This is a genomic window from Kribbella qitaiheensis (genome assembly GCF_014217565.1).
In the GTDB taxonomy this organism is placed as follows: domain Bacteria; phylum Actinomycetota; class Actinomycetes; order Propionibacteriales; family Kribbellaceae; genus Kribbella; species Kribbella qitaiheensis_A.
In genome coordinates this window covers 2455050-2476612 of record NZ_CP043661.1, presented here as the reverse complement: position 1 = coordinate 2476612, position 21563 = coordinate 2455050, and the positions used below count along the sequence as shown (strand labels likewise).

Sequence of the window (21563 nt, the reverse complement as noted above, 5' to 3'; positions counted from 1 at the left end):
GGGAGCTGGCCTGGGGGCTTTCCCCCGCAGTAGAAGGTGTCCGTATTTCGGGAAGGTCGCCTGCGGCGGCGGGTGGGGAGCTGGAATGTCGGAGGGGTCTGATGGGATGTGGTGGTGGTCAGTCGAACAGGGTCGCGGTACCGGTTGGTGAGGCCGGCTGGGCAGGGGGTTCAGCAGAACCCTGCGCCCGTGCTGGATGCTGACCAGCAATCCGTCGTCGATCATCCCGGCGGCCCGCTGCTCGTGCTTGCCGGTCCTGGCACCGGCAAGACGACCACCTTGGTCGAGGCTGTCGTCGACCGCGTCAGCAATCGCGGCCTCAGCCCCGACGAGGTCCTCGTCCTCACCTTCGGCCGCAAGGCCGCGACCGAGCTCCGTGATCGCATCACCGGGCGCCTCGGCCGGACCACGAAGGTCATGCCGTCCATGACCTTCCACTCCTTCTGTTATGCACTCCTCCGCAGATTCACCCCCGCCGACGCCTTCGACGTGCCACTCCGCCTCCCCTCCGGCCCCGAGCAGTCGCTAAGACTCAGCGAAGCGCTCGCGGGCAGTCGTGAGGTCGGTATGACGAAGTGGCCGAGCAGCCTCCACCCTGCGCTCAAGACGCGCGGCTTCACCGACGAGGTGCAGGCCGTCATAGGCAAGGCGCGGCAGCTCGGGCTCGACCCGGAGGACCTGTCCGCGATCGGCCAGTCGGCCAGCCGTTCGGAGTGGGTCGCGGTCGGCGACTTCTTCGAGGAGTATCTGCAGATCCTCGACCACGAGCAGGTGCTGGACTACTCCGAGCTGATCCACCGCGCGGTCATCCTGGCCCAGCAACCCGAAGTACAGGCCAAGCTCCGCGAGGAGTTCAAGGTCGTCTTCGTCGATGAGTACCAGGACACCGATCCCGGTCAGACCAAGCTGCTCCAGGCCATCGCGGGCGACGGCCGCGACCTTGTCGTCGTGGGCGATCCGGACCAGTCGATCTACACGTTCCGCGGCGCCGACGTCCGCGGTCTGCTGCGATTCACCGACGAGTTCCGTACTGCGGCCGGCGACGAGGCGGCCCAGATCGCCCTCGCGACGACGCGAAGATTCGGTACTACGTTGTCGCGCGTCTCCCGCAACGTCGTGAACCGGCTGGGCGTGCCCGGCACCCTCGACCGCGACACCTTCGACCGGTTCCGCAACCCCGACGCCGGCAGCTGTGTCTTCGGACCGGGCAAGGTCGAGGCCAACCTCTACTCCACCAGCGGGGCCGAGCTCGAGCACATCGCCGACCTGCTCCGCCGCGCGCACGTGCAAGACGGTGTCGGCTGGCACGAGATGGCCGTGCTGGTCAGGTCTGGCACCTGGTCCATCCCTCCACTGCGCCGCGCTTTGGCCGCCGCCGGCATCCCGGTCGACATCGCCGGAGACGAGTTGCCGCTGTCGCGCGAGCCCGCAGTACGGCCGATGTTGCTCGCGCTAAGGGCAGTCGCGGATCCAGTCACGCTGACCGTCGACGTAGTCCGCGCCCTGGCGCTGTCGCCGCTGGGCGCGATGGATGCGGGGCAGCTGAGGCGCTTGGCCCGCGTACTGCGGAGGCGCGATCGCGAGGTCGCCAATGGCCAACGGCTCCCGCGATCCTCGGACGAACTGCTCCGCGAAGCCCTGATGAACCCGTTGCTCCTGGACGAGCAGGCCTCCCCGGCCGAGGCGCGGTTCGTCGCCCTCGGCGAGAGGTTGCTCAAGGCAAGGAATATCGTCACGGCCGGTGCCGCGCCGGACGAGGTGATGTGGTCGTTGTGGTCCGAGTCGCCATGGTTGCGACGGCTCCGCGGCCAGGCGAACAGCGGAGGAGAGACAGCCCGCGCGGCCAACCGGGATCTGGATTCGCTGTGCGCGTTGTTCGACGCGGCGAGCCGGGCCGAGGAGCAGGTCGGATTCAAGGGTGTCTCGGCGTTCCTCAGCGAGTTGGAGTCGCTGGACATCGCGGGCGACAACCGATTCGACGCGACGTACCGGGAAAACGGTGTGCAGCTGATGACCGCACACCGTTCCAAAGGACTGCAGTGGCGGCTGGTCGTCGTGGCGAGCGTGCAGGAAGGACAGTGGCCGGATCTCCGCCGCCGGGGATCGCTGCTGGAGCCTGACCGACTCGGGCCGGATGGGCTGGTCGAGCCGTTGACCGCCGGGGCGATGCTGGCCGAGGAGCGACGGCTGTTCTACGTGGCGATCACCAGAGCCCGCGAGCGGCTGATCGTGACGGCGGTGCAAGCGCCGGAAGCCGACGGCGATCAACCATCACGCTTACTTGCTGAGCTCGACATTCCTTTGAAACTCGTGGCCGGACGACCGCGACGACCGCTGTCACTGCCCGGGCTGGTCGCCGACCTGCGATGCGTGCTGTCCGACCCCGCCTCGTCGCCCGCGCTGAAGCGGGTCGCGGCGGACAAGTTGGCGCACCTGGCCGACGCGGTGGACGAGCGGGAGTACGCGCTGGTCCCGACCGCGGACCCGGAGCGCTGGTGGGGCGTGCGCGAGCGGACGAAGTCCGAGCGCCCAGTCGCGAACCCGGACAAGCCGGTGCCGCTGACAGGGAGTGCGCTGACGACGATCGTGGACTGCCCACTGCGCTGGTTCCTGCAACGGAGAGCAGGCGGCGAGACACCTAGTACTTCGGCGATCGGCTTCGGCATGGTGCTCCACACGCTGGCGGATGCGGTCGCCAGCGGGACGCTGCCGCCGGAGATCGACGAGCTGAACGGCTGGCTCGACAAGGTCTGGACGCAGCTGGAATTCGAGTCGAGCTGGATCTCGGACCGCGAGCGGGTCGAGGCGGAGGAAGCGCTGCGCCGGTTCGTCGCCTGGCACAAGGGCCGGCCCGATCGCACCTTGCTCGGCACCGAGGTGGAGTTCGACGTACTGCTCCCCGACGAGAACAAGCCGGCCGTCCAGGTGAAGGGCCGGATGGACCGGTTGGAGCAGGACGGCGACGGCGAGATTCGCGTGATCGACTTGAAGACCGGCCGGAACATGCCGACCAAACCTGCGCTGGCGAGGCACGTCCAGCTGGCGATCTACCAGCGCGCGATCACGTCCCGGCAGATGAAGGCGCTCGGGGACGATCCGCGCAGTGGCGGTGCCGAGCTGGTTCAGCTGCGCCATGACGATGTCGGTCTGCCGAAGGTCCAGGGTCAGGCGCCGCTCGAAACCGACGACGACGGCCGGACCTGGCTGGACGAGGCCGTCGAGGATGCGGCGGAGATGGTCCGCTCCGAGGAATTCGTTGCCAAACGCAACGACGGTTGCGCTCGTTGTGACGTGCGCGGCCTCTGTCCGATCCAGCCCGAAGGCCGGGAAATCGTCTGATGCGCCCTGAATTCCACTGCCCGGTCGAAGGGGGAGTCCGGTGACTCGCGCGAAGCTCACGTCGACGGCCGAGCTCTGCGATCTCCTCGAGATCCCGTTCAGCGACCAGCAGTTGGAGGCGATCACGGCTCCGCTCGCGCCGGGTGTGATCGTGGCCGGCGCCGGGTCGGGCAAGACCACGGCGATGGCTGCCCGGGTCGTCTGGCTGATCTGCACCGGGCAGGTTCAGCCGGAAGAGGTGCTCGGGCTGACCTTCACCAAGAAGGCGGCAAATGAGCTCGACGTGAAGATCCGCGACGACCTCACGAAGGCCGGCGTGCTGGGCTCGACCTTGCCACCCGACCAGCACCCGATCCTCGCCGCGCACCTGCGGAGCAACCTCGACGCTTGGCAGACCGAGGAGTCCGGCGAGCCGGTCGTCTCGACGTACCACGCCTTCGCCGGCACCTTGATCTCCGAGCACGGCCTGCGGCTCGGCCTCGAACCAGACGTCCGGGTGCTCGCCGACGCGACCCGGTTCCAGCTCGCGGGACGCGTCGTACGCCGGTCCGCCGGGCCGATCCGGTTCGCGTCGCACCACGTGCCGACGCTGGTGAACAGCCTGCTTTCGCTCGACGGCGAGCTCGCTGACCACCTGATCCGCGCGGACGACGTACGGGCTCATGATGAGGCAGTCCGGGCCGAGGTCGCCGCGGCGCGCAAGCAGACAGTCGACGTGAAGAAGCTGGCCGAGACCGCGCTGAAGCGGAACGAGATCCTGCAGCTGGTCGAGGAGTACCAGAAGTACAAGGGCGAGCGGGGCGTGGTCGACTTCGCGGACCAGATGGCGCTCGGCGCGCGGCTGGCCGAGGAGTGCCCTGAGGTCCCGCTGATCGAGCGAGCGCGGTACAAGGTCGTGCTGCTGGACGAGTACCAGGACACGTCGGTGTCGCAGCGGCGGATGCTCACCGCGTTGTTCTCCGGCGGCGGGCATCCGGTCACGGCCGTCGGCGATCCGTGCCAGGCGATCTATGGCTGGCGCGGCGCCTCGGTGGCGAACTTGGACGATTTCCCCGAGCACTTCCCGAACGCGGACGGTACGCCGGCGACCCGCTACGTGCTGAGTGTGAATCGTCGGTGTGGCAGCAAGATTCTGGCCGCGGCCAACCAACATGCGGCCGAGCTCTATCAGCAACACCCCGGTGTGATTCCGCTCGAGGCGCCGGAGAACGCGCCCGAGGGAGCGATCACGGTCGGCCTGTTCGAGACGCGCTCGCAGGAGATCGAGTGGGTCGCGGACGCCGTCGTCGCCGCGCACAAGACGACGAACCGCCGGTGGAAGGACATCGGCATCCTGATGCGGACCAACACCGACCTCAGCGCGGTCCACGAGGCGCTGATCGCGCGGAAGGTGCCGGTCGAGGTGGTCGGCCTCGGCGGACTGCTCGCGCTGCCCGAGGTGGTCGATGTGGTCGCCACACTCCAAGCGGTCAACGACCTGACAGCGAACGCGGCGATGCTGCGGATCCTCACCGGCCCGCGCTACCGGATCGGTCACCGCGACCTGGCGCTGCTCGCGAACCGGTCGAGGATCCTCGCGGACGCGGGGGACCGCCCGGCCGCCGACGACCTGGTCGCTGCGCTGGACGCGGCCGTCGCCGGGATGGACTCGACCGAGGTGATCTCGCTCGCCGAGGCCGTCGACGACCCGGGACCTGACGGTTGGGGGTACTCCGCCGAGGCGATGACCAGGTTCCGCGAGCTGTCGGTCGAGCTGCGGGACCTGCGCGCGCACGCCGGGGAGCCGCTGCTCGATCTGGTCCGCCGGGTGATCAGCACGATCGGGCTGGACGTGGAGCTCACCGCGACGCCTGATCACGTCGACTCCGGCCGGCGCGACCACCTGGCCGCGTTCCTCGATGCCGTCGGCAACTTCGTCTCGACCGAGTCGGACGGATCACTCGACGGACTGCTCGCGTATCTGGCGGCCGAGGAGGAGTACGCGGCCGGCCTCGACCTCGCCGTACCGAGTGAAGCCGATTCGGTGAAGCTGCTGACCACGCACCGGTCGAAGGGTCTGGAGTGGCCGGTCGTGTTCGTGCCGACGCTGGTGCAGAAGGTGTTCCCGTCGGATCGCGGCCGGGACAAGTGGACCACCAACGCGAAGGTGCTGCCTTGGCCGTTGCGCGGTGACGCCGAGACGCTGCCCGACTTTCACGACCTGTCGAACGCGGGGTTGAAGGCGTTCGCCGACGAGTGCAAAGAGGTCAACTCGCTGGAGGAGCGCCGCCTCGGGTACGTCGCTTTCACACGCGCCAAGGAGCTCCTAGTCGCCACCGGGCACTGGTGGGGGCCGACGCAGAAACGCCCGCGCGGGCCCTCGACGTACCTGGAAGTGCTGAAGAAGCATGCGGGGGAGCGGGTCATCTCGTGGGCTCCGCAGCCCGAGTTGGCCGATGAGAACCCGGAGTTGGCCGAGCAGACCCAGGCACCTTGGCCCGCCCCGTACGACGCGGCCGCCTACCAACGGCGACTCGAATCGGTGGCGCTGGTGCAGCTGTCCCGCGAGGAGGGGCCGTCGCTCGACGCCGAGGAGTCATTGCTGCTGGACGAACAGGCGACGGTGGCGCGCTGGGACTCCGAGCTCGAACGATTGTTGTCAGAGGCAAGGGAAAGCCGGAGCCGGAAGGCGTACGACGTCGAGCTGCCGGCCGCGTTGTCCGCGACCCAGGTGATGCGGCTGGCGAAGGACCCGGACGGGCTGGCGTCCGAGCTGGCCCGGCCGATGCCGCGCAAACCCAACCGGGCGGCGCGATTCGGCACCAGGTTCCACGCCTGGGTGGAGAGCTACTTCGGCCAGCAGTTCCTGATCGACCCGGACGACCTGCCCGGCGCGGCGGACGAGGGCATCGTCGACGACACCGACCTGACCGAGCTGATGGACGCGTTCCGGATCGGCCCGTACGGCGAGAAGATGCCGTACGAGATCGAAGCCCCGTTCGCCCTCTCCATCGGCGGCCGGGTGGTCCGGGGCCGCATCGACGCCGTCTACCAGGTGATCCGTCCCGACGGCTCCCGCGGCTACGAGGTGATCGACTGGAAAACCAGCCGCACCGAAACAACCGACCCCCTCCAGCTAGCCATCTACCGAGTCGCCTGGGCTGAACTCCTGGGCATCCCCATCACACAGGTAACCGCGGCCTTCTACTACGTCCGCACCGGCGACGTGACCCACCCCGAAAACCTCCCGGACAAGCCCGCCCTGATCGCCCTCCTCAACGGCTAGTCCACCAGCTCCGCAGGCACGATCCGCACCGGGAACGGCAGCTCAGCCTCAAAGGCATCACTACCCTTCACAACAGCCCGCTCGACGTACCGCCCGTCAACCAACTCAAGCACCGTGAGTTGCTCTTGGTCAGGATCAAAGATCCAGTAGGACAGAACGTCGGCGTCCTCGTACAGTCCGCGCTTCAGAAGTAGGTCCTTCGCGCGAGTCGCCGGCGACAACACCTCGACGGCCAGCAGCAGAGGGCGCTCCACCGTCTTGGGTCCGATGTCTTCTCGGCGTACGACCAGGACGTCGGGTTGGAGCGAACGATGTGGCGTCGGCCGGAAATCCAGCGGAGCCGGGAACACCTTGAGATCACGAGGACAGCCGAGCCGCAGCCGGTGATAAAGCTCGCCCACTGCAGACTGATGCAGCGGCGTCGGCGCGGGCGTCACCAGATGGAGCCCGTCGACCAGTTCGTGCTGCCGGCCGTCCGCTGGTAGAGCGTCGAGGTCCGCCAACGTGAACGGATCAGGCTCAAGTCTCTGCACAGCTCCCATGGTGCCTCCTCCGTGGTCATCAGACCACTCTGATTGAGGTGCCACGCGCTTTCCGGACAGCTTTTTGATGGCTGATTCAGGCGGCGGATTGTGTTTCCAGGTAGTCGTCGTGGGCTTGCTGTGGGGTCCGGTAGCCGAGCCCTGAGTGACGGCGTTTAGTATTGTAGCGCAATTCGATGTAGCGGGCGATATCGCGGCGTGCATGGTCGCGGGTCGGGTACTCGGTTCGGTGGGTACGCTCGTTCTTGAGAGCGCCGAAGAACGATTCGGCCATCGCATTGTCGTAACAGATACCGGTCCGCCCGACTGATTGGCGAAGATTATTGTTCTTCAAAGTCGCGGCGAACTGGGCGGAAGTGTAGTTGCTGCCCCGGTCGGAGTGAAAGATTGCGCCGTCGACAAGATCGTGATTCCGCACCGCCATGTCGATCGCGGCTTCGATCAGCGGGGTTTTGTAATTGTCGTCCATGGCCCACCCGATCACAGCTTTGGTGTGGCAATCGAGCACGGTCGCCAGATAAAGCCACCCTTCCCAGGTCGAGACATAGGTAATGTCTCCGACCATCTTGTGCCCCGGAGCATCAGCGGTGAAGTCCCGATCTACCAGATCCGGGATCGGGCCGGCCTGGCCATCCTGCTCGGTCAGACAGTGCCGCCACGGCCGCGGCTGGCACGGCTCCAAACCCAACTCACGCATGAGCTTGCGCACCAACTCCAGCCCACAGGTCACACCCCAGGCCACCAGGTCGGCATGCACCCGCCGGTACCCGTAGGTCTCGTCGGACTCTTCGAACGACTTGACGATGATCAGCTTGAGTTCGCCTTGGCGGCGCGCAGTCGCCGACATCGGACGGCTCCGCCAATCATTGAAACTGGACCGTTTCACCTCGAGCCACCGGCACATCTTCACAATCGACGGCGCATTTCCGTTCTCTCGGGTCAACCTGTTGGCATACTCCGCATCGATGAACTCGAACTTTTCGCTCAACGATGATCCTTGGCAAAGTATGCTGCGGCTTTTTTTAGGAACTCGTTTTCCATCCGGAGTTCTCGCGTCTCCCGCTCCAGCTCGCGGAGCCGCGCACGCTCGTCCATGCTCAATGCCGGTTCCTCGCCGGCATGGTCTCGCTTAAAGGCGCTCACCCAGTTACTGAGGGTTCCCGGGTTGATGCCGAGCTCTCTCGCGACCTGAGTGACAGAACGTGAAGTCTCAATCACCGACTTCACAGCTTCCTCCCGATACTCAGGAGTGAAATTCTTCTTCGGACGCGGCAACATCTTCCCTTTCCGGACAGCTCAATCTTAGTTGAGCCGCTGTCCGGAAGGTTCGTGGCACCTCAGATCCGATCCGCCAAGTGTGTGGAGGGCAGATCTGGATCTGCCCCTGACTGCCCGGTGCTCCATCAGCTCAGGAGTTGGGCGGGGGAGAAGTTGAGGGGGAAGGGGGTGTTTGTGGGAAGGGTTCTCCTCCTTGGGCGATGGTTTGGCAGGTGTAGGTGGTGTTGGTTAGGCGGAGGACGGTCAGTTCCTGGCGGTCGGGGTCGAGGAGCCAGTACGACGGGATGCCGTGTTGCTCGTAGCGGGCGCGTTCGAGGACCACGTCGGTGACGCGGGTGCGGGGGGAGACGACCTCGATGGCGAGCAAGGGTGGGCGTACTACGTACCGCGGTTGACGTCTCTGCTCCTGGAGGATGCGGACAGCGAGATCCTCGGCATGCTGAACGAGTGCGGCGCCGACCAGATCCGGGATGGCTCCATTGAGCACACCCTCGACCTGACCAAGCCATCCCGCTACACCGCCGAGGTGGTCGACCTGTGGGGCGAGACCGTGCTGGTGATCCGCCTGGTCGACAGCGACGGCAAGGCCTCGGTCAACGACGTGATGCAACTCGTGGCCGAGGACGGCAAGGTTCGCTCGATCAGCTGGTACTACTTCTGCCCCAACTTCCTCACCGACGTCGCAGCCGAGCTGGGCGAACCAGTGATCCTCAACGGCCACCGCTACCCCAACGGCCAGCACTGAGGCGAGTAACAGTCTTGCGGAGGATGCGGTGAATAGTCCCCACGGCTGATGACCGCCTAGGTGAGTCGGACCTACCTTGGACGGCATGTTGATTGCAGAGGACCTGCTGTTGCTGCTGTACAACGACGAGAGCGGCAAGCCGATCACCGGTAACCCAGGCCTGGACTACTCGCTCGGGGGCGCCGTGCTGATCGAGCTGACCCTGCTGGGCAAGGTGGACATCGCCGTGGCGGGTGACGACGTCAAGGAAGGCCGGCTGAAGGTTCTGGACACGTCGTCCACCGGCGACGCGATCCTGGACGAGCGGTTGGCGCTCCTGGCGCAGAAGTCCGGCCAGAAGCCGAAGAACCTGCTGGGCAAGCTCTCGAAGAACCTGCGCTACCAGCTGCTCACCCGGCTCGCCGAGCGAGGCGTTCTGGAGGCGGACAAGGACAAGGTGCTCGGGCTGTTCCCGGTCACCCGCTGGCCGGCCAAGGACGCGCGGCATGAAGCAGAGGTCCGTACTGCGCTGGGCAGTGTGCTCAAGCTCGGTACAGAGCCGGATGAGCGCACCGCTGCGCTCATCGCGTTGCTGAACGCACAGAACGCGGTCCCGAAGGTCGTCACCGACGCGGTGGACAAGAAGGCGCTCAAGCGCCGGGCGAAGGAGATCGCGGAGTCCGAGTGGGCCGCGGAGGCTGTCCGCAAGGCGGTCCAGGAAGTGCAGGCCGCTGTCACCGCAGCCATCATCGCCAGCACCAGCGCGAGCGCCGCCAGCTCCTAGTCAACGCGGCACGTAGTACGAGCAGCAGCTCCTAGTCAACGCGGCACGTAGTACGAGCAGCAGCTCCTAGTCAATGCGGCACGTAGTACGAGCAGCAGCTCCTAGTCAATGCGGCACGTAGTACGAGCAGCAGCTCCTAGTCAATGCGGCACGTAGTACGAGCAGCAGCTCCTAGTCAATGCGGCACCGTATTACGAGCAGCCAGCTCCTGGTCAACGCGGCACGTAGTACGAGCAGCCAGCTCCTGGTCAACGTGGAAGAAGGTGGAACCGGTACGGGGTAACGGTTCCACCTCCTGTGTCACTCAGCGGTGCAGTTGGCCTTGCAGAGCTTGTCCATCAGGCTCAGGTGCGCGCCCGGCTCCTCGGTGTCGACCTCGGCCGAGTAGTCGACCTGCCAGTCGCCGGTGGACAGCTGACCGGACGTCTTGCCGTTCTGCTTGGCGAACCAGTCGGTGATCTCCTGGCTCTGGCCGATGTGCGCGATCTCCAGCGCCTGCGGGAGTGCCTTGGCGATCGCGGCGGACGCAGTCGCGACCGGGCCGGCCGAGTGCAGTGACACCACCGGCGGCCGCGGGTGGTCCCCGGTGAGCACCCACACTGCTGCGGGACCCGAAGTACAGATGGCGTACGTGCCGTCGTTGCTGCACTTGTAGCCCGCACCGGTGAGCCCTGCCACCACCTCGCTCGCCTTGAGCGGCGTAGTCGGTCCAGCACCGTCCGACGACTTCGCAGTCGGCTGGCTGGTGCTGGGCTTGCCAGCGGTGGCAGCAGCGTCCGGCTTGTCGGAGGAGGAGGAGGAAGAGGAGGAGGAGGAGGAGGGAGCGGACTTGTCGCTGGAACAGGCTGCGGTACCGACGAGCAGGGCAGTGCTCAGCAGGACGGCGCCCCAGCGGTTCAGACCGGCACCCCGATCGCCGCGTCGAGGGCGATGGTGATCATCTCGGAGAAGGTGGTCTGCCGCTCCTCGGCGGTGGTCTCCTCCTTGGTGATCAGGTGGTCGGACACGGTCATGATGCCGAGCGCCCGGCGACCGAACTTGGCGGCCAGCGTGTAGAGCGCGGAGGCCTCCATCTCGATGCCCAGTACGCCGTACTCCGCGGTGCGGCTGACCAGGTCCGGACGGTCGTTGTAGAACAGGTCGCCGGAGAAGACCTGGCCGACGTGCACGTTCAGCCCGGCCGCCTCGGCGCCGTCCACCGCGGCCCGGAGGAGCTGGTAGTCGGCGGTCGGCGCGTAGTCGATGCCGTGGAAGCGCAGCCGGTTCATCTGCGAGTCGGTGCTGGCGGACATCGCGACGATCACGTCACGGAGCTTCACCTTCTCGGTGAGCGCGCCGCAGGTACCGACCCGGATCAGGGTCTGTACGTCGTACTCGGCGAACAGTTCGTTGGCGTAGATCGAGGCCGACGCCTGACCCATCCCGGAGCCCTGGACGGAGACCTGCTCACCCTTGTAGGTGCCGGTGAACCCGAACATGTTCCGGATCTCGGTGTAGCAGGTGACGTCGGACAGGTAGGTCTCGGCGATCCACTTGGCCCGCAGTGGGTCACCGGGGAAGAGCACGCGTGGCGCGATCTGTCCCTTCTCGGCGGCGATGTGAATACTCATGCCGGGATCCTCCCATGGGCGGCGGCCGAGATACGTTGAAGACGTGGCCTACTCGATCGTTCCTGGTTCCTTGTCGCTGTCCCGCTCCGTTCTCGACCGCGCTGCCGACCGGCGGCGGGACGCGGAATGGCTGGAGAAGGCGTGGGCCGACACTGACACGCAGGTGACGCTGGTGGCCGGCGACCAGCTCGCAGTGGAGAGTGACCGTACGTCGCTGCGCCTGGTCCCGCCTGCTGCTGCGCCGGACGGTGTGCGGATCTTCCTGGGGATCGACCACACCGCAGGAGCCGGGCAGACCGCCGACGGGCGGGCAGTGTTCGCAGTACTGGTCGACGGCGAGGCGGACGAGTCGTACGGCGGGCTGCGCGAGCTCGGCAGCCTGCTGAACGACCGGGAGGCCGGGATCGCGGTCAACGTGGTCGGGCTGGCCAACTGGCACGCCGTACACACGCACTGCGCCAACTGCGGCAACCACACCGAGGTAATAGACGCAGGCCACGTACGGCGTTGCCCGGTCTGCGGGCTCAGCCACTTCCCGCGGAGCGACCCGGCGATCATCGTGCTCGTCACCGACGACCAGGACCGGGCACTGCTCGGCCGCAACGAGGCCTGGCCGGAGGGGCGCTACTCGACCCTCGCCGGCTTCGTAGAGCCCGGTGAGTCGCTGGAAGCCGCCGTACGCCGCGAGGTCTTCGAGGAGACCGGCGTGGTCATCGGCGAAGACATCCAGTACGCCGGCAGTCAGCCCTGGCCGCTCCCGTCGAGCCTGATGCTCGGCTTCTACGCCACCGCCACCGGCTACGACATCAACGTCGATCAGGACGAGATCGCCGAAGCCAAGTGGTTCAGCCGCGACGACCTCCGCGCCCTCGTCGAAGCCGGCACGATGGCCCTCCCCGGCAACATCTCCATCTCCCGCCGCCTGATCGAAGGCTGGTACGGCGAGGAACTAACCGGCAGCTGGTAACCACCTATACCGAGTGGTGGAAGCACTGACCTAGTACTACAGCCAGTTCGTGATGCTGCCCGCGTCTGCGGGCCTAGGGACCTGACCGGGAGTGGGGACCTGACCAGGAGTGGGCCTTGACCAGGTCGTGGGGACCTGGGTCAGGCTATTCCTTGTCCGCGGTCCCCACTTGGTGATCACGGTCTCCACCTCTGGACCTCCCCGACAGCCGCCGGCGACGTGGAGGCGCGGCGCTGCCCGTCAGGGTTGCGGCGCCGCGTACGTAGTACGGGGACTAGGCGACGAGCTTGTCGGCGATCTGGGCGATCGACGGGTTCGTCATCGCGGTGCCGTCGGGGAAGACCACGGTCGGCACGGTCTGGTTGCCGTTGTTGACCTTCTCGACGATCTTCGCCGCGTCCGGTACCTGCTCGATGTCGACCTCGGCGAACTCGATACCGGCTCGCTTGAGCTGGCCCTTCAACCGGTGGCAGTACCCGCACCAGGGGGTCGAGTACATCGTGAATGCCGCCATCGTCGGCTTGCTCCGTCTCTGTTGTCCGGCGGGCTGCGGATTCTGTCCGACGGCCCGTCTAGGGTGGCTCTACCTTGTATCCGAACCCCTCCGGTGGGAGAGCTGTTCCCGCATGTCTCAGTCCGTGAGTAACATCACGCAGTCCGTCGCAGGCAAGTCCGCCGACGAACTGCTCGAGGCCCTCGACCCCGAGCAGCGAGCCGTCGCGACCGCCTTGCACGGACCTGTCGTCGTGATGGCCGGTGCCGGCACCGGCAAGACCCGCGCGATCACCCACCGGATCGCGTACGGCGTGCGCACGGGCACCTTCGATCCGGCCCGGGTGCTGGCCGTGACCTTCACCCAGCGCGCGGCCGGTGAGATGCGCGGCCGGCTCGCCCAGCTCGGGACGAACGGCGTCCAGGCCCGCACCTTCCACTCGGCCGCGCTCCGGCAGGCGAGATGGTTCTGGCCGAAGGTCTTCGGTGGCGAGCTGCCACCGATCATCGACCGGAAGTTCCCGTTGCTGACCGAGGCGTCCAACCGCTGCCGCGTCCGGGTCGACACCCCGGCGCTGCGCGACCTGGCCGGCGAGGTGGAGTGGGCCAAGGTGAGCAACGTCCGCCCCGACGACTACGCGAAGGTCGCGCCGCAGTCCGGCCGGGCGCTGGCCGCGTTCGACCCGGCGACGATCGCGCGCGTCTTCGCGGCGTACGAGGACGTCAAGATCGAGCGCGGCCGGATCGACCTGGAGGACGTGCTGCTCTGCGCGGTCGCGCTGCTGGCCGAGGACGAGCGGGTCGCCGCCGAGATCCGCCGGCAGTACAGGACCTTCGTCGTCGACGAGTATCAGGACGTCTCGCCCCTGCAGCAGAGCCTGCTCGACCTCTGGCTGGGTGGTCGCGAGGATGTCTGCGTGGTCGGCGACCCGGCTCAGACCATTTACTCGTGGGCCGGCGCCGACCCGGAGAACCTGGTCCGCTTCGCCCAGCGCCATCCGTCCGCCGCCGTGATCAAGCTGATCCGCGACTACCGCTCCACCCCGCAGATCGTCGACGTGGCGAACAAGGTGCTCGACGCGGCCGGACCGACCGGTCTGCCCGGCCGGGTCACCTTGCGATCCCAGCGTGACGCGGGCCCGACCCCGACGTACCGGGAGTATCCGGACGAGGTCGCCGAGGCGGACGCCGTCGCCCGCGCGATCGCCCGGCTCCAGGACTCCGGTACGGCGCTGCGCGACATCGCGGTGCTGTTCCGTACCAACGCGCAGTCGGAGAACTTCGAGCAGGCGCTGGCCGAGCGGAAGATCCCCGCCGTACTGAAGGGTGCCGAGCGATTCTTCGAGCGGCCCGAGATCCGGCAGGCCGCGATGCTCCTCCGTGGCCAGGCGAAGGCGGGCGGCGCGTCCGACGACGACTTGGTCGAGACCGTCACCGGCATCCTCGGTGGCGCCGGCTGGACGCTCGACCCACCCGAGGGCAAGGGCGCGGTCCGCGATCGCTGGGAGTCGCTGAGCGCGCTCGTCACGATGACGTCCGACTTCGCCAAGGCGAATCCCAAGGCCGGGTTCGGTGATCTGATGGCCGAGCTGGACCGGCGCGCGTCGATCCAGCACGCGCCGCTGGCCGAGGGGGTCACGCTCGCCACCCTGCACGCGGCGAAGGGCCTGGAGTGGGGCTGCGTCTTCATCGTCGGCGCCCACGAGGGGACACTGCCGATCACCTACGCCCAGACACCGGCCCAGGTCGAGGAGGAGCGGCGGTTGTTCTACGTCGGGGTGACCCGCGCGAAGGATCAGTTGTCGGTCAGTTGGTCGACGTCCCGCTCACCAGGTGGCCGCGGCACCCGCGGGCCGACCCGGTTCCTCGACCCGATCGGGGTCCGCACCTCCTCCCGGCCGAGCGAGTGGGAGTCGTCGTCGCCGCGATCGACCACGCCGCGGGTGTCGCGCTCGGACAAGCCGATCCCGAAGTGCCGCGTCTGCGGCCGCGGCCTGCTCGAGGCTGCCGCCCGCAAACTCGGCCGCTGCGAGGACTGCCCGGGCTCGATGGACCAGAAGCTGTACGACGCCCTGCTCGAATGGCGGGCCGAGCGCGCCGCCGAGGAGGGCATGCCCGCGTTCGTCATTTTCACCGACGCCACCCTGATCGCGATCGCGGAAACCCGCCCGACAGATGAGCGCGAGCTGATCCGCATCCCCGGCATCGGCCGAACCAAGGTCACGAAGTACGGCGAACCAGTAATCAACATCTGCACCCGCTGAAGCCGCCCGCCCGATCTATCCGGCGACCCGGCCGGGCACGCCGTGCGTCGAGGTCCGGCCGGTCCGGACTCGTGTGCCGGCCCCGAGCCGCGGATCCGGACCGCCAGGCCATCAATACCCGCCCTTTTGCAGCCCCGCGGCCCGCGCCCGCGCTCACGCCTGACTTCACTACCCCCTATTGATGGCCTGGCGGTCCGGACGTTCTCCTCCGGCGTGCGACCCTCCACTCACTGAGTTGCCCTTGAGGGCAGCGGGCCGGGCTTGGCGCGGAAAACTCGTTGCGGGCCTGCCGGCTGGAGGCGCATGGTTGGGACGTCTTGTTCTGCTCAGGGCAGATGTGGCAATTAGATGACAGAGGCAACGATCCCGGAGGGTACCGGGGGCGTGCCGGAGCGTGCCGGAACGGCGTCCGGGAGCAAGATCCGGGCCTCGCGGCGGCAACTTCCGGCCAACTTTGCAAACTGGCGTTAAATAGTTTGCGGGGCCTGACGAGGTCGGCGTACTGTTCCTTCTGCGGTCGAGGTGTGACCGAAAACTTCAAACCATAGCGATCGAGCTAACCGCCCGCTTCGCCACACAACGAGAAGGAGGTGCCTTGGAAATGAACACGAACATCGCGAAGAAGCCGTTCGGCGTCAGCACGCAGCCGTGCGCCCAGATCCAGGGTGCCGTCCCGTCGCGTCTGCACGCGACCGTTGTGCTCATGGCCACCGGTTTCGCCCTGATCCAGGGCGGAGCTGTGGGTGATGCGAAGTACGGCGGTCAGGGTTCTCGAGCATGGAGTCCACCGGTCTGACACGAAAGTCAGCCGGCACCTCCAAGGCCGCGGAACCCTCACCAGGGTCCCGCGGCCCTTTTGTTTGTCCGACACAGATTTTGCCGGCCACCAATCCGGGTGGTCGACGAAGGCAGCAAGAGAACAGCACGACAGTCACTAGGAGGTGACCGGAATGAGCGTTAGCTTCCTCGATGCATTCAACGAGGTTGCAACGTCGCAGGACCTGCCCTGTCGGTCCTACGCGCCAGAACTCTTCTTCGCCGAATCCCCGGCGGACGTCGAGCACGCAAAGTCTCTTTGCACCACCTGCCCGCTGAAGGCCGAGTGCCTGGCCGGAGCGCTTGAGCGTTCCGAGCCGTGGGGAGTGTGGGGAGGCGAACTGTTCGTCCAGGGTGTTGTCGTTGCGCGCAAGCGGCCCCGTGGCCGCCCTCGCAAGTGCGACACCGTTACTGCCGCCTGACGACCTAACCCATCCCGAATCGAGACTCAGAACCATGAAAACCCAGACTTCACCCAGGAGAGTTGAAATGCATTTACTTCAAGAAGATCTCGCCCGTGCTCATTGTCGTTCCAAACTGAACGACGCGGAGCAGAACCGGCGCTTCCACCTGGCGACCCAGATCGCCCGGGCACAGAAGCAGGCCGAGCGGGCCACCCGTCGCGCGGCGAGGGCCAGTGCAAAGGCACGCCTCACCCTCGCCCGGCTGGTCTGATCCACCACCTCCGGCACTTCTGACCAGGCGCCGGTAGCACCACCCGAACGATCGAGGGGCGGCATCCACCCGGATGCCGCTCCTCGGCATGTCCGGGCAGAGCAAAGGCTCAGCTGGCCGGCGTACAAGAGACCGCGATGCGACGGGTCTCCTGGAGGAGCAGCGGCAGGTACGCATTTGTACTGTCGCGCGACCAGATGAGCGCCAGCACGTTCGGCGGCGCGTCCACCAGCGGGAGCCAGACCAGCCGCGGATGGGCGAAGTACGTCACCGTCGAAGCCGGCGCGATCCAGCAGCCGTGACCGGCCGCGACCAGGTGGAGGCATTCCTCCGGCGTACGGGCCTGGGGTCCGAAGACCGCCCGGCTGCCATCGGGACGGGGATCGATGAACCAGAAGTTCACCACCGCCTCGGGCATCCCGTCGCGGGGACCGATCACGGGGACGCCGGCGAGATCCGCGGTCGTCAGCGAGGTCCGCTCGGACAGCGGGTGGCCGGGCGGGAGCGCGGCTGGGCCGCGCGATCCTGCTCCGGCTGGCCGCGCAGGGCGCGAACGTGGTGGTCAACTACTCGCGCGACGAGACCGCGGCGAACGAGGTCCAGGCGGCCGCCGAGGCGCTCGGGGTGAAGGCGATCACGGTCGCCGCCGACGTGTCGGAGCTGGCCGGCATCGAGCGCCTGTACGACGCGACGATCGAGGCGTTCGGCCAGGTCGACATCGTGGTCGCCAACGCGGGTATGGAGAAGGTGAACATCCCGGTCACCGACGTGACCGAGGAGGACTTCGACCTGCTGTTCCGGGTCAACACCAAGGGCCCGTACTTCGTCCTGCGCGAGGCGGCCCGGCGGATCGCCGACAACGGCCGGATCATCACGATCTCGTCGAACACCACGACGGTCCCGCAGGTCGGCGTGGGGCTGTACGGCACCAGCAAGGTGGCCACCGGCTATCTCGCCCGGGTGCTCGCGCTCGAACTCGGGCCGCGGGGCATCACCGTGAAGACCATCGTCCCGGGGCCGATCGACGGCGCGGGGATTTTCACCGACCCGGCGAACGATGAGTACAAGAAGGGCCTGATCGCGATGGTTCCGATCGGGCGCTTGGGCACGACCGAGGACGTGGCGGGCATCGCGGCCTTCTTGGCCGGCGACGATGCCGGACTCATCACCGGCCAGCAACTGGTGGCCGACGGCGGAATGCACTGAGGAGAGAAATGACAGCGACGATGCGTGCGGCTCAGGTTCAGCAGGCCGGTGGACCTTTCGTGGTGACCGATATGGCGATTCCGGAGCCGCAGCCGGGGCAGATCCGGGTCAAGGTGCAGGCCTGCGGCATCTGTGGAGGCGACGCCATTCCCCGCAACGCCCTGTTCGGCACCAAGCTGCCACGGGTGCCCGGCCACGAGATCGCCGGTGTCGTCGACGCGATCGGCGAGGGGGTCGAGGTCTGGCAGGTCGGCCAGCGGGTCGGCGTCGGCTGGTCCGGTGGCGTCGACTTCACCTGCGAGTACTGCCGGCGCGGTGACTTCACCAACTGCGTCAGCCGGACGATCGTCGGTACGTCGTACGACGGCGGGTACGCCGAGTACATGGTCGCGCCGCAGGACGCGGTCGCCCGGATCCCCGAGGGACTGACCTTCGAGGAGGCGGCCCCGTTGATGTGCGGCGGGATCACCGCCTTCAACGCGCTCCGCCACTCTCACGCCGGCCCGGGCGACCTGGTCGCGGTACAGGGTGTCGGCGGGGTCGGGCACCTGGCGATCCAGTTCGCGGACAAGATGGGCTTCCGGACCGTCGCGATCAACCGCGGTCGGGACAAGGAGGAGCTGGCCCGTCAGCTCGGCGCGGACGAGTACATCGACAGCACCGAGGGCGACGCGGGTGAGGCTCTGAAGGCACTCGGTGGAGCGTCCGCAGTACTGGCGACCGTCTCCGGCGCTGAACTCCAGACCGATCTGATCAAGGGCCTGCGCCCGAACGGTCAGCTGATCGTGCTGGAGGGCGGCGACCCGATCCAGGTCACCGGCCATGAGTTGGCGGACGGCCGTCTGTCGCTGTCCGGCTGGTACAGCGGGGTCGCCCAGGACAGCGAGGACACCTTGAACTTCGCCGTCCTGAAGGGGGTCCGGCCGATCATCGAGACCTACCCGCTGGAGCAGGCCGAGGAAGCCTGGCAGCACCAGCCGAAGGCGAACCTCCGCATCGTCCTACAAACCCAACCGCAATCCTGACCCACCGGACGTCCGGCTGTGCTGCTTGGCGCGGTTGCGCGCCTGCAGCGCAGTCGCCATGAATCCAGCGGCCACGTTCCCGCTCTCTGGCGGCCTCGACGAGCCCGAGTTCGCCGACGAGCCCCGCCGTACGGGCGTCGAACAAGTCTGCCGGCAGCATCCGCGATGCGGCGCCGGTCACCTCCACAGACACCGCTGAGCAGGCGGAGCGCCCATCCGCCGAGGCATCCGGCGTACGGAGTCGGTCCGCTCTGGACGGCGCGCTCGCGGCGCTGGACGAGGTGCTCAAGTTCATCCTGGCCGGCGCCGACGCGGTACCGCGGGAGGCGCTCGGCTCCGAGCTCGGTCGGGCTGTCTACGACGCCAACACGGACCGCTTCACTCGCAGCAGCCTCAGCTACCGCCGGGAACTCCTCCAGGACGCCCGGGCCCAACAGCAGCCGCGTCCTGTAGCAGGGCCTGTTGTAGACCAATCAGGGTGATCCCGCTGACGATCTCGTGCCGCTCGATCATTCCCTGTACGTCGGCCAGCTGCACCCACTCGATCCGGTCCGACTCGTTCCGCTCGACAGGCTCCCCGACGTACGACGCGCTGGTCGTCCGGAAGACGTAGTGGGTCGAGTCCATGATCCCGGCGCCCGGCTGCGATCGGCTCAGCGCAGTGAGGGGCCCCGGCCGCCAGCCGGTCTCCTCCTCGACCTCGCGAGCCGCCGCGTCGGCCGGTGCCTCACCCGGCTCCACGATCCCCATCGGCAGCTCCCATGCCCAGGTATCGGTCAGGAACCGATGCCGCCACAGCAGCAGCACTCGCTGCTCGGCGTCCGTGACGACAGCCGCAGCGACATCGCTCAGCCGGACTGCGTCGTAGCCGACCCGCTTGCCGTCCGGCTGCTCGACATCCAGGCGACGGACACTCAGCCAGGGACTGCTCCAGACCACTTCTTCACCGTGCACCAGCCAACGCATGCGCAGGACACTAGTGGCCCCGTGTCGGAAGTTCCGTTGCGCTAGCGGCGCCCAGGCACGTGCACTAGCCGCTTGCTCCATGCTGGGAGCATGCCGAACGCCACCTGCTCACTGTGCGGCCAGCAGGCCGAAACAGAAGAGGCGCCGCTGACCTGGATGACCTCGGTCGAGAACGGGCGCAAGCTCCTGTACTGCGACGCCTGCGCGCGCGAGAACGTCCGCAGCATCGAGGGAAAGCTCGACAGCGCCTGGTGGTGAGCCAGCGCTTACGCAGTACGGGCTAGTCGGCGAAGCCCGGGAGGAACTCCTCCAGCACCGAGCGGAACGGTGCCTCGGCCTCCAACTGCGACAGCACGGCGATGCCGCCGATCCAGACGCGATGGATCAGCATGTACGACGGCGGCAGGTTGATCTTGAGCCCCAGGGACGCGTTCGGCGAGCGGAAGTCGCTCGTCCGGGTCGCCTGCGCCCGCATCCAGGCCCGGCTGAACTGGAACGTCTCTTCCCGGGCCGGCTCGGCGAACGGCGCCAGGTAATCCATCAACTGGTTCGGGTCGATGTCCATCCGCGGCTTGATGAACCCCTCCTCGCGCAACCCGGCCAAAACCGCCGCGCCGTCGCCCTCGAGGGAGATCCGCAGCAACCGGCCCATCGCTGACGGCAGCCCGTCCGGCAGCCGCGCGCAGAGCCCGAAGTCGACCACTCCGAGACGGCCGTCGGGCATCACCCGGAAGTTGCCCGGGTGCGGATCCGAGTGCAGCAGACCGGCGTACTTGGGCCCGCTGAACATGAACCGGACGTACTTCAGCCCGATCGCGGCGCGCTCCTTCTTGGAGCCGTCGGTGATCACCTTCGACAGCGGCTTGCCTTCGATCCACTCCGAGACGATGACGCTGGGGGAGTGCTTGATGACGCGCGGGACGACGAACTCGTCGTGGTCCTTGAAGGCGTCGGCGTACTGCTGCTGCGCCTGCGCCTCGCGGTCGTAGTCCAGTTCCTCGCCGATGCGTTCCTGCATCTCGGCGACGAGCGGCTTGATGTCGATCCCGGGGAAGAACGTGCCGAGGGTGCGGGCGAACCGGCCGAGCTGCTTCAGATCGGCCCGCAGCGCTTCGGCGGCACCCGGGTACTGCAGTTTGACCGCGACCTCCCGGCCATCCTTCAGGATGCCCCGATGGACCTGGCCGATGGACGCGGCGGCCGCGGGGATGTCATCGAACTCCTCGAACCGGTCCCGCCACCGCTTGCCCAGCTCGCGGGACAGGATTGTGTGCACAGTGGACGCCGGCATCGGTGGCGCGGAGTCCTGCAGCTTGGTCAATGTCGCCCGGTACGGCGCCGCGAACTCCTCGGGCATCGCCGATTCCATCAGGCTCAGCATCTGCCCGAACTTCATCGCCCCGCCCTTGAGCTCACCCAGGACGGAGAACAACTGATCCGCGGTACGGCGCTGGAACTCGGCCATCACGGCCTCGGCCGGAGCACCGCCGATCCGCTTGCCCAGACCGACTGTGGCGCGCCCGGCGGCACCGAGCGGCAGACTGGCCAACTTCGCGGTACGGCTGAGCGCTTTGCGGGGGAGGTCTGACACATCCCCATTCTGTCCGGTC

At 67.4% G+C, this 21563-nt stretch carries 19 protein-coding genes and 1 pseudogene; 11 read left to right on the top strand and 9 right to left on the bottom strand.

The genetic code is table 11. The features are described 5' to 3' along the window. Positions 1-189: 189 nt before the first annotated feature. Together F1D05_RS11260 and F1D05_RS11255 are read left to right on the top strand one after the other, a co-directional pair. Positions 190-3339, top strand: a complete 3150-nt coding sequence (locus tag F1D05_RS11260) for an ATP-dependent helicase (RefSeq protein ID WP_246486599.1) — start codon at positions 190-192, stop codon at positions 3337-3339. A gap of 40 nt (positions 3340-3379) precedes the next feature. After that, on the top strand, positions 3380-6604 hold the full coding sequence (locus tag F1D05_RS11255) for an ATP-dependent DNA helicase (RefSeq protein WP_185447437.1): 3225 nt from the start codon (positions 3380-3382) through the stop codon (positions 6602-6604). Here the strand turns inward: F1D05_RS11255 and F1D05_RS11250 are convergent. The 3 genes from F1D05_RS11250 to F1D05_RS42520 all read right to left on the bottom strand — a co-directional run bounded on the left by F1D05_RS11250 (position 6601) and on the right by F1D05_RS42520 (position 9256). Continuing rightward, positions 6601-7146, bottom strand: coding sequence for a Uma2 family endonuclease (locus F1D05_RS11250; RefSeq protein WP_185447435.1), 546 nt, complete (start codon positions 7144-7146; stop codon positions 6601-6603). The two genes, F1D05_RS11255 and F1D05_RS11250, sit on opposite strands and share 4 nt — an antisense overlap. 76 nt (positions 7147-7222) lie before the next feature. Then, positions 7223-8421, bottom strand: a protein-coding gene (locus F1D05_RS11245) for an IS3 family transposase (RefSeq protein WP_185449045.1) whose coding sequence is annotated in 2 segments (ribosomal slippage) — positions 7223-8157 and positions 8157-8421 — 1200 coding nt in all. Because the reading frame shifts where the segments join, the coding sequence is not laid out codon by codon here. Between the two features lie 133 nt (positions 8422-8554). Continuing rightward, positions 8555-9256, bottom strand: a complete 702-nt coding sequence (locus tag F1D05_RS42520; protein WP_185447433.1) for a Uma2 family endonuclease — start codon at positions 9254-9256, stop codon at positions 8555-8557. On the opposite strand from F1D05_RS42520, the gene F1D05_RS11235 reads away from it, so the two are divergent. Continuing rightward, positions 9255-9932, top strand: coding sequence for a GOLPH3/VPS74 family protein (locus F1D05_RS11235; protein ID WP_185447431.1), 678 nt, complete (start codon positions 9255-9257; stop codon positions 9930-9932). The two genes, F1D05_RS42520 and F1D05_RS11235, sit on opposite strands and share 2 nt — an antisense overlap. A 300-nt stretch (positions 9933-10232) precedes the next feature. On the opposite strand, the gene F1D05_RS11230 is transcribed toward F1D05_RS11235, so the two are convergent. Both F1D05_RS11230 and deoD read right to left on the bottom strand, forming a co-directional pair. After that, entirely contained in the window at positions 10233-10613 is a 381-nt protein-coding gene (locus tag F1D05_RS11230; protein ID WP_246486597.1) for a hypothetical protein, read from the bottom strand. 215 nt (positions 10614-10828) lie between these two features. Then, positions 10829-11542 (bottom strand): purine-nucleoside phosphorylase, encoded by a 714-nt coding sequence (gene deoD / locus F1D05_RS11225; protein ID WP_185447429.1) that lies wholly within the window; start codon positions 11540-11542, stop codon positions 10829-10831. Between the two features lie 43 nt (positions 11543-11585). Here deoD and nudC point away from each other — a divergent pair, with 43 nt between their 5' ends. Beyond that, the gene (gene nudC / locus F1D05_RS11220) at positions 11586-12509 is read left to right on the top strand and encodes an NAD(+) diphosphatase (protein ID WP_185447427.1); all 924 of its coding nucleotides are present in this window, start codon (positions 11586-11588) and stop codon (positions 12507-12509) included. A gap of 274 nt (positions 12510-12783) precedes the next feature. Here nudC and F1D05_RS11215 read toward each other — a convergent pair whose 3' ends face one another. Further along, complete coding sequence (locus F1D05_RS11215) at positions 12784-13023, bottom strand: mycoredoxin (protein ID WP_185447425.1); 240 nt, start codon at positions 13021-13023, stop codon at positions 12784-12786. 112 nt (positions 13024-13135) lie between these two features. Here F1D05_RS11215 and F1D05_RS11210 point away from each other — a divergent pair, with 112 nt between their 5' ends. From F1D05_RS11210 to F1D05_RS11195, 4 genes are all read left to right on the top strand, one after another. Beyond that, positions 13136-15265: an ATP-dependent DNA helicase UvrD2 gene (locus F1D05_RS11210; protein ID WP_185447423.1), complete on the top strand. Its 2130-nt coding sequence runs from the start codon at positions 13136-13138 to the stop codon at positions 15263-15265. 601 nt (positions 15266-15866) lie between these two features. Then, on the top strand, positions 15867-16061 hold the full coding sequence (locus tag F1D05_RS11205) for a hypothetical protein (RefSeq protein ID WP_185447421.1): 195 nt from the start codon (positions 15867-15869) through the stop codon (positions 16059-16061). A gap of 154 nt (positions 16062-16215) precedes the next feature. Then, complete coding sequence (locus F1D05_RS11200) at positions 16216-16503, top strand: WhiB family transcriptional regulator (RefSeq protein WP_185447419.1); 288 nt, start codon at positions 16216-16218, stop codon at positions 16501-16503. Between the two features lie 34 nt (positions 16504-16537). Then, entirely contained in the window at positions 16538-16756 is a 219-nt protein-coding gene (locus F1D05_RS11195; RefSeq protein WP_246486596.1) for a hypothetical protein, read from the top strand. A 109-nt stretch (positions 16757-16865) separates the two neighbouring features. On the opposite strand, the pseudogene F1D05_RS11190 reads toward F1D05_RS11195, so the two are convergent. Continuing rightward, positions 16866-17252: pseudogene (locus tag F1D05_RS11190) on the bottom strand (LysR substrate-binding domain-containing protein); the annotation flags it as partial. 14 nt (positions 17253-17266) lie between these two features. On the opposite strand from F1D05_RS11190, the gene F1D05_RS11185 reads away from it, so the two are divergent. Further along, on the top strand, positions 17267-17962 hold the full coding sequence (locus F1D05_RS11185; protein WP_185449107.1) for an SDR family oxidoreductase: 696 nt from the start codon (positions 17267-17269) through the stop codon (positions 17960-17962). An 8-nt stretch (positions 17963-17970) separates the two neighbouring features. After that, complete coding sequence (locus F1D05_RS11180; protein ID WP_185447417.1) at positions 17971-18987, top strand: alcohol dehydrogenase catalytic domain-containing protein; 1017 nt, start codon at positions 17971-17973, stop codon at positions 18985-18987. A 393-nt stretch (positions 18988-19380) separates the two neighbouring features. Here the strand turns inward: F1D05_RS11180 and F1D05_RS11175 are convergent, their stop codons facing one another. Beyond that, a complete protein-coding gene (locus F1D05_RS11175) occupies positions 19381-19953 on the bottom strand; it encodes an NUDIX hydrolase (RefSeq protein ID WP_185447415.1) in 573 nt (190 codons plus the stop codon). A gap of 90 nt (positions 19954-20043) precedes the next feature. On the opposite strand from F1D05_RS11175, the gene F1D05_RS11170 reads away from it, so the two are divergent. Then, positions 20044-20211, top strand: coding sequence for a hypothetical protein (locus tag F1D05_RS11170; RefSeq protein WP_185447413.1), 168 nt, complete (start codon positions 20044-20046; stop codon positions 20209-20211). Between the two features lie 22 nt (positions 20212-20233). On the opposite strand, the gene F1D05_RS11165 is transcribed toward F1D05_RS11170, so the two are convergent. Next, positions 20234-21544, bottom strand: a complete 1311-nt coding sequence (locus F1D05_RS11165) for an ABC1 kinase family protein (protein ID WP_185447412.1) — start codon at positions 21542-21544, stop codon at positions 20234-20236. Between the last annotated feature and the right edge of the window lie 19 nt (positions 21545-21563).

Coding starts and splice junctions, on each gene's coding strand:
- F1D05_RS11250 (WP_185447435.1), bottom strand. CDS start 7,146: ATGGGAGCTGTGCAGAGACTTGAGCCTGATCCGTTCACGTTGGCGGAC.
- F1D05_RS11235 (WP_185447431.1), top strand. CDS start 9,255: ATGTTGATTGCAGAGGACCTGCTGTTGCTGCTGTACAACGACGAGAGC.
- F1D05_RS42520 (WP_185447433.1), bottom strand. CDS start 9,256: ATGCCGTCCAAGGTAGGTCCGACTCACCTAGGCGGTCATCAGCCGTGG.
- deoD (WP_185447429.1), bottom strand. CDS start 11,542: ATGAGTATTCACATCGCCGCCGAGAAGGGACAGATCGCGCCACGCGTG.
- F1D05_RS11215 (WP_185447425.1), bottom strand. CDS start 13,023: ATGGCGGCATTCACGATGTACTCGACCCCCTGGTGCGGGTACTGCCAC.
- F1D05_RS11210 (WP_185447423.1), top strand. CDS start 13,136: ATGTCTCAGTCCGTGAGTAACATCACGCAGTCCGTCGCAGGCAAGTCC.
- F1D05_RS11205 (WP_185447421.1), top strand. CDS start 15,867: ATGAACACGAACATCGCGAAGAAGCCGTTCGGCGTCAGCACGCAGCCG.
- F1D05_RS11200 (WP_185447419.1), top strand. CDS start 16,216: ATGAGCGTTAGCTTCCTCGATGCATTCAACGAGGTTGCAACGTCGCAG.
- F1D05_RS11195 (WP_246486596.1), top strand. CDS start 16,538: ATGAAAACCCAGACTTCACCCAGGAGAGTTGAAATGCATTTACTTCAA.
- F1D05_RS11180 (WP_185447417.1), top strand. CDS start 17,971: ATGACAGCGACGATGCGTGCGGCTCAGGTTCAGCAGGCCGGTGGACCT.
- F1D05_RS11175 (WP_185447415.1), bottom strand. CDS start 19,953: ATGCGTTGGCTGGTGCACGGTGAAGAAGTGGTCTGGAGCAGTCCCTGG.
- F1D05_RS11170 (WP_185447413.1), top strand. CDS start 20,044: ATGCCGAACGCCACCTGCTCACTGTGCGGCCAGCAGGCCGAAACAGAA.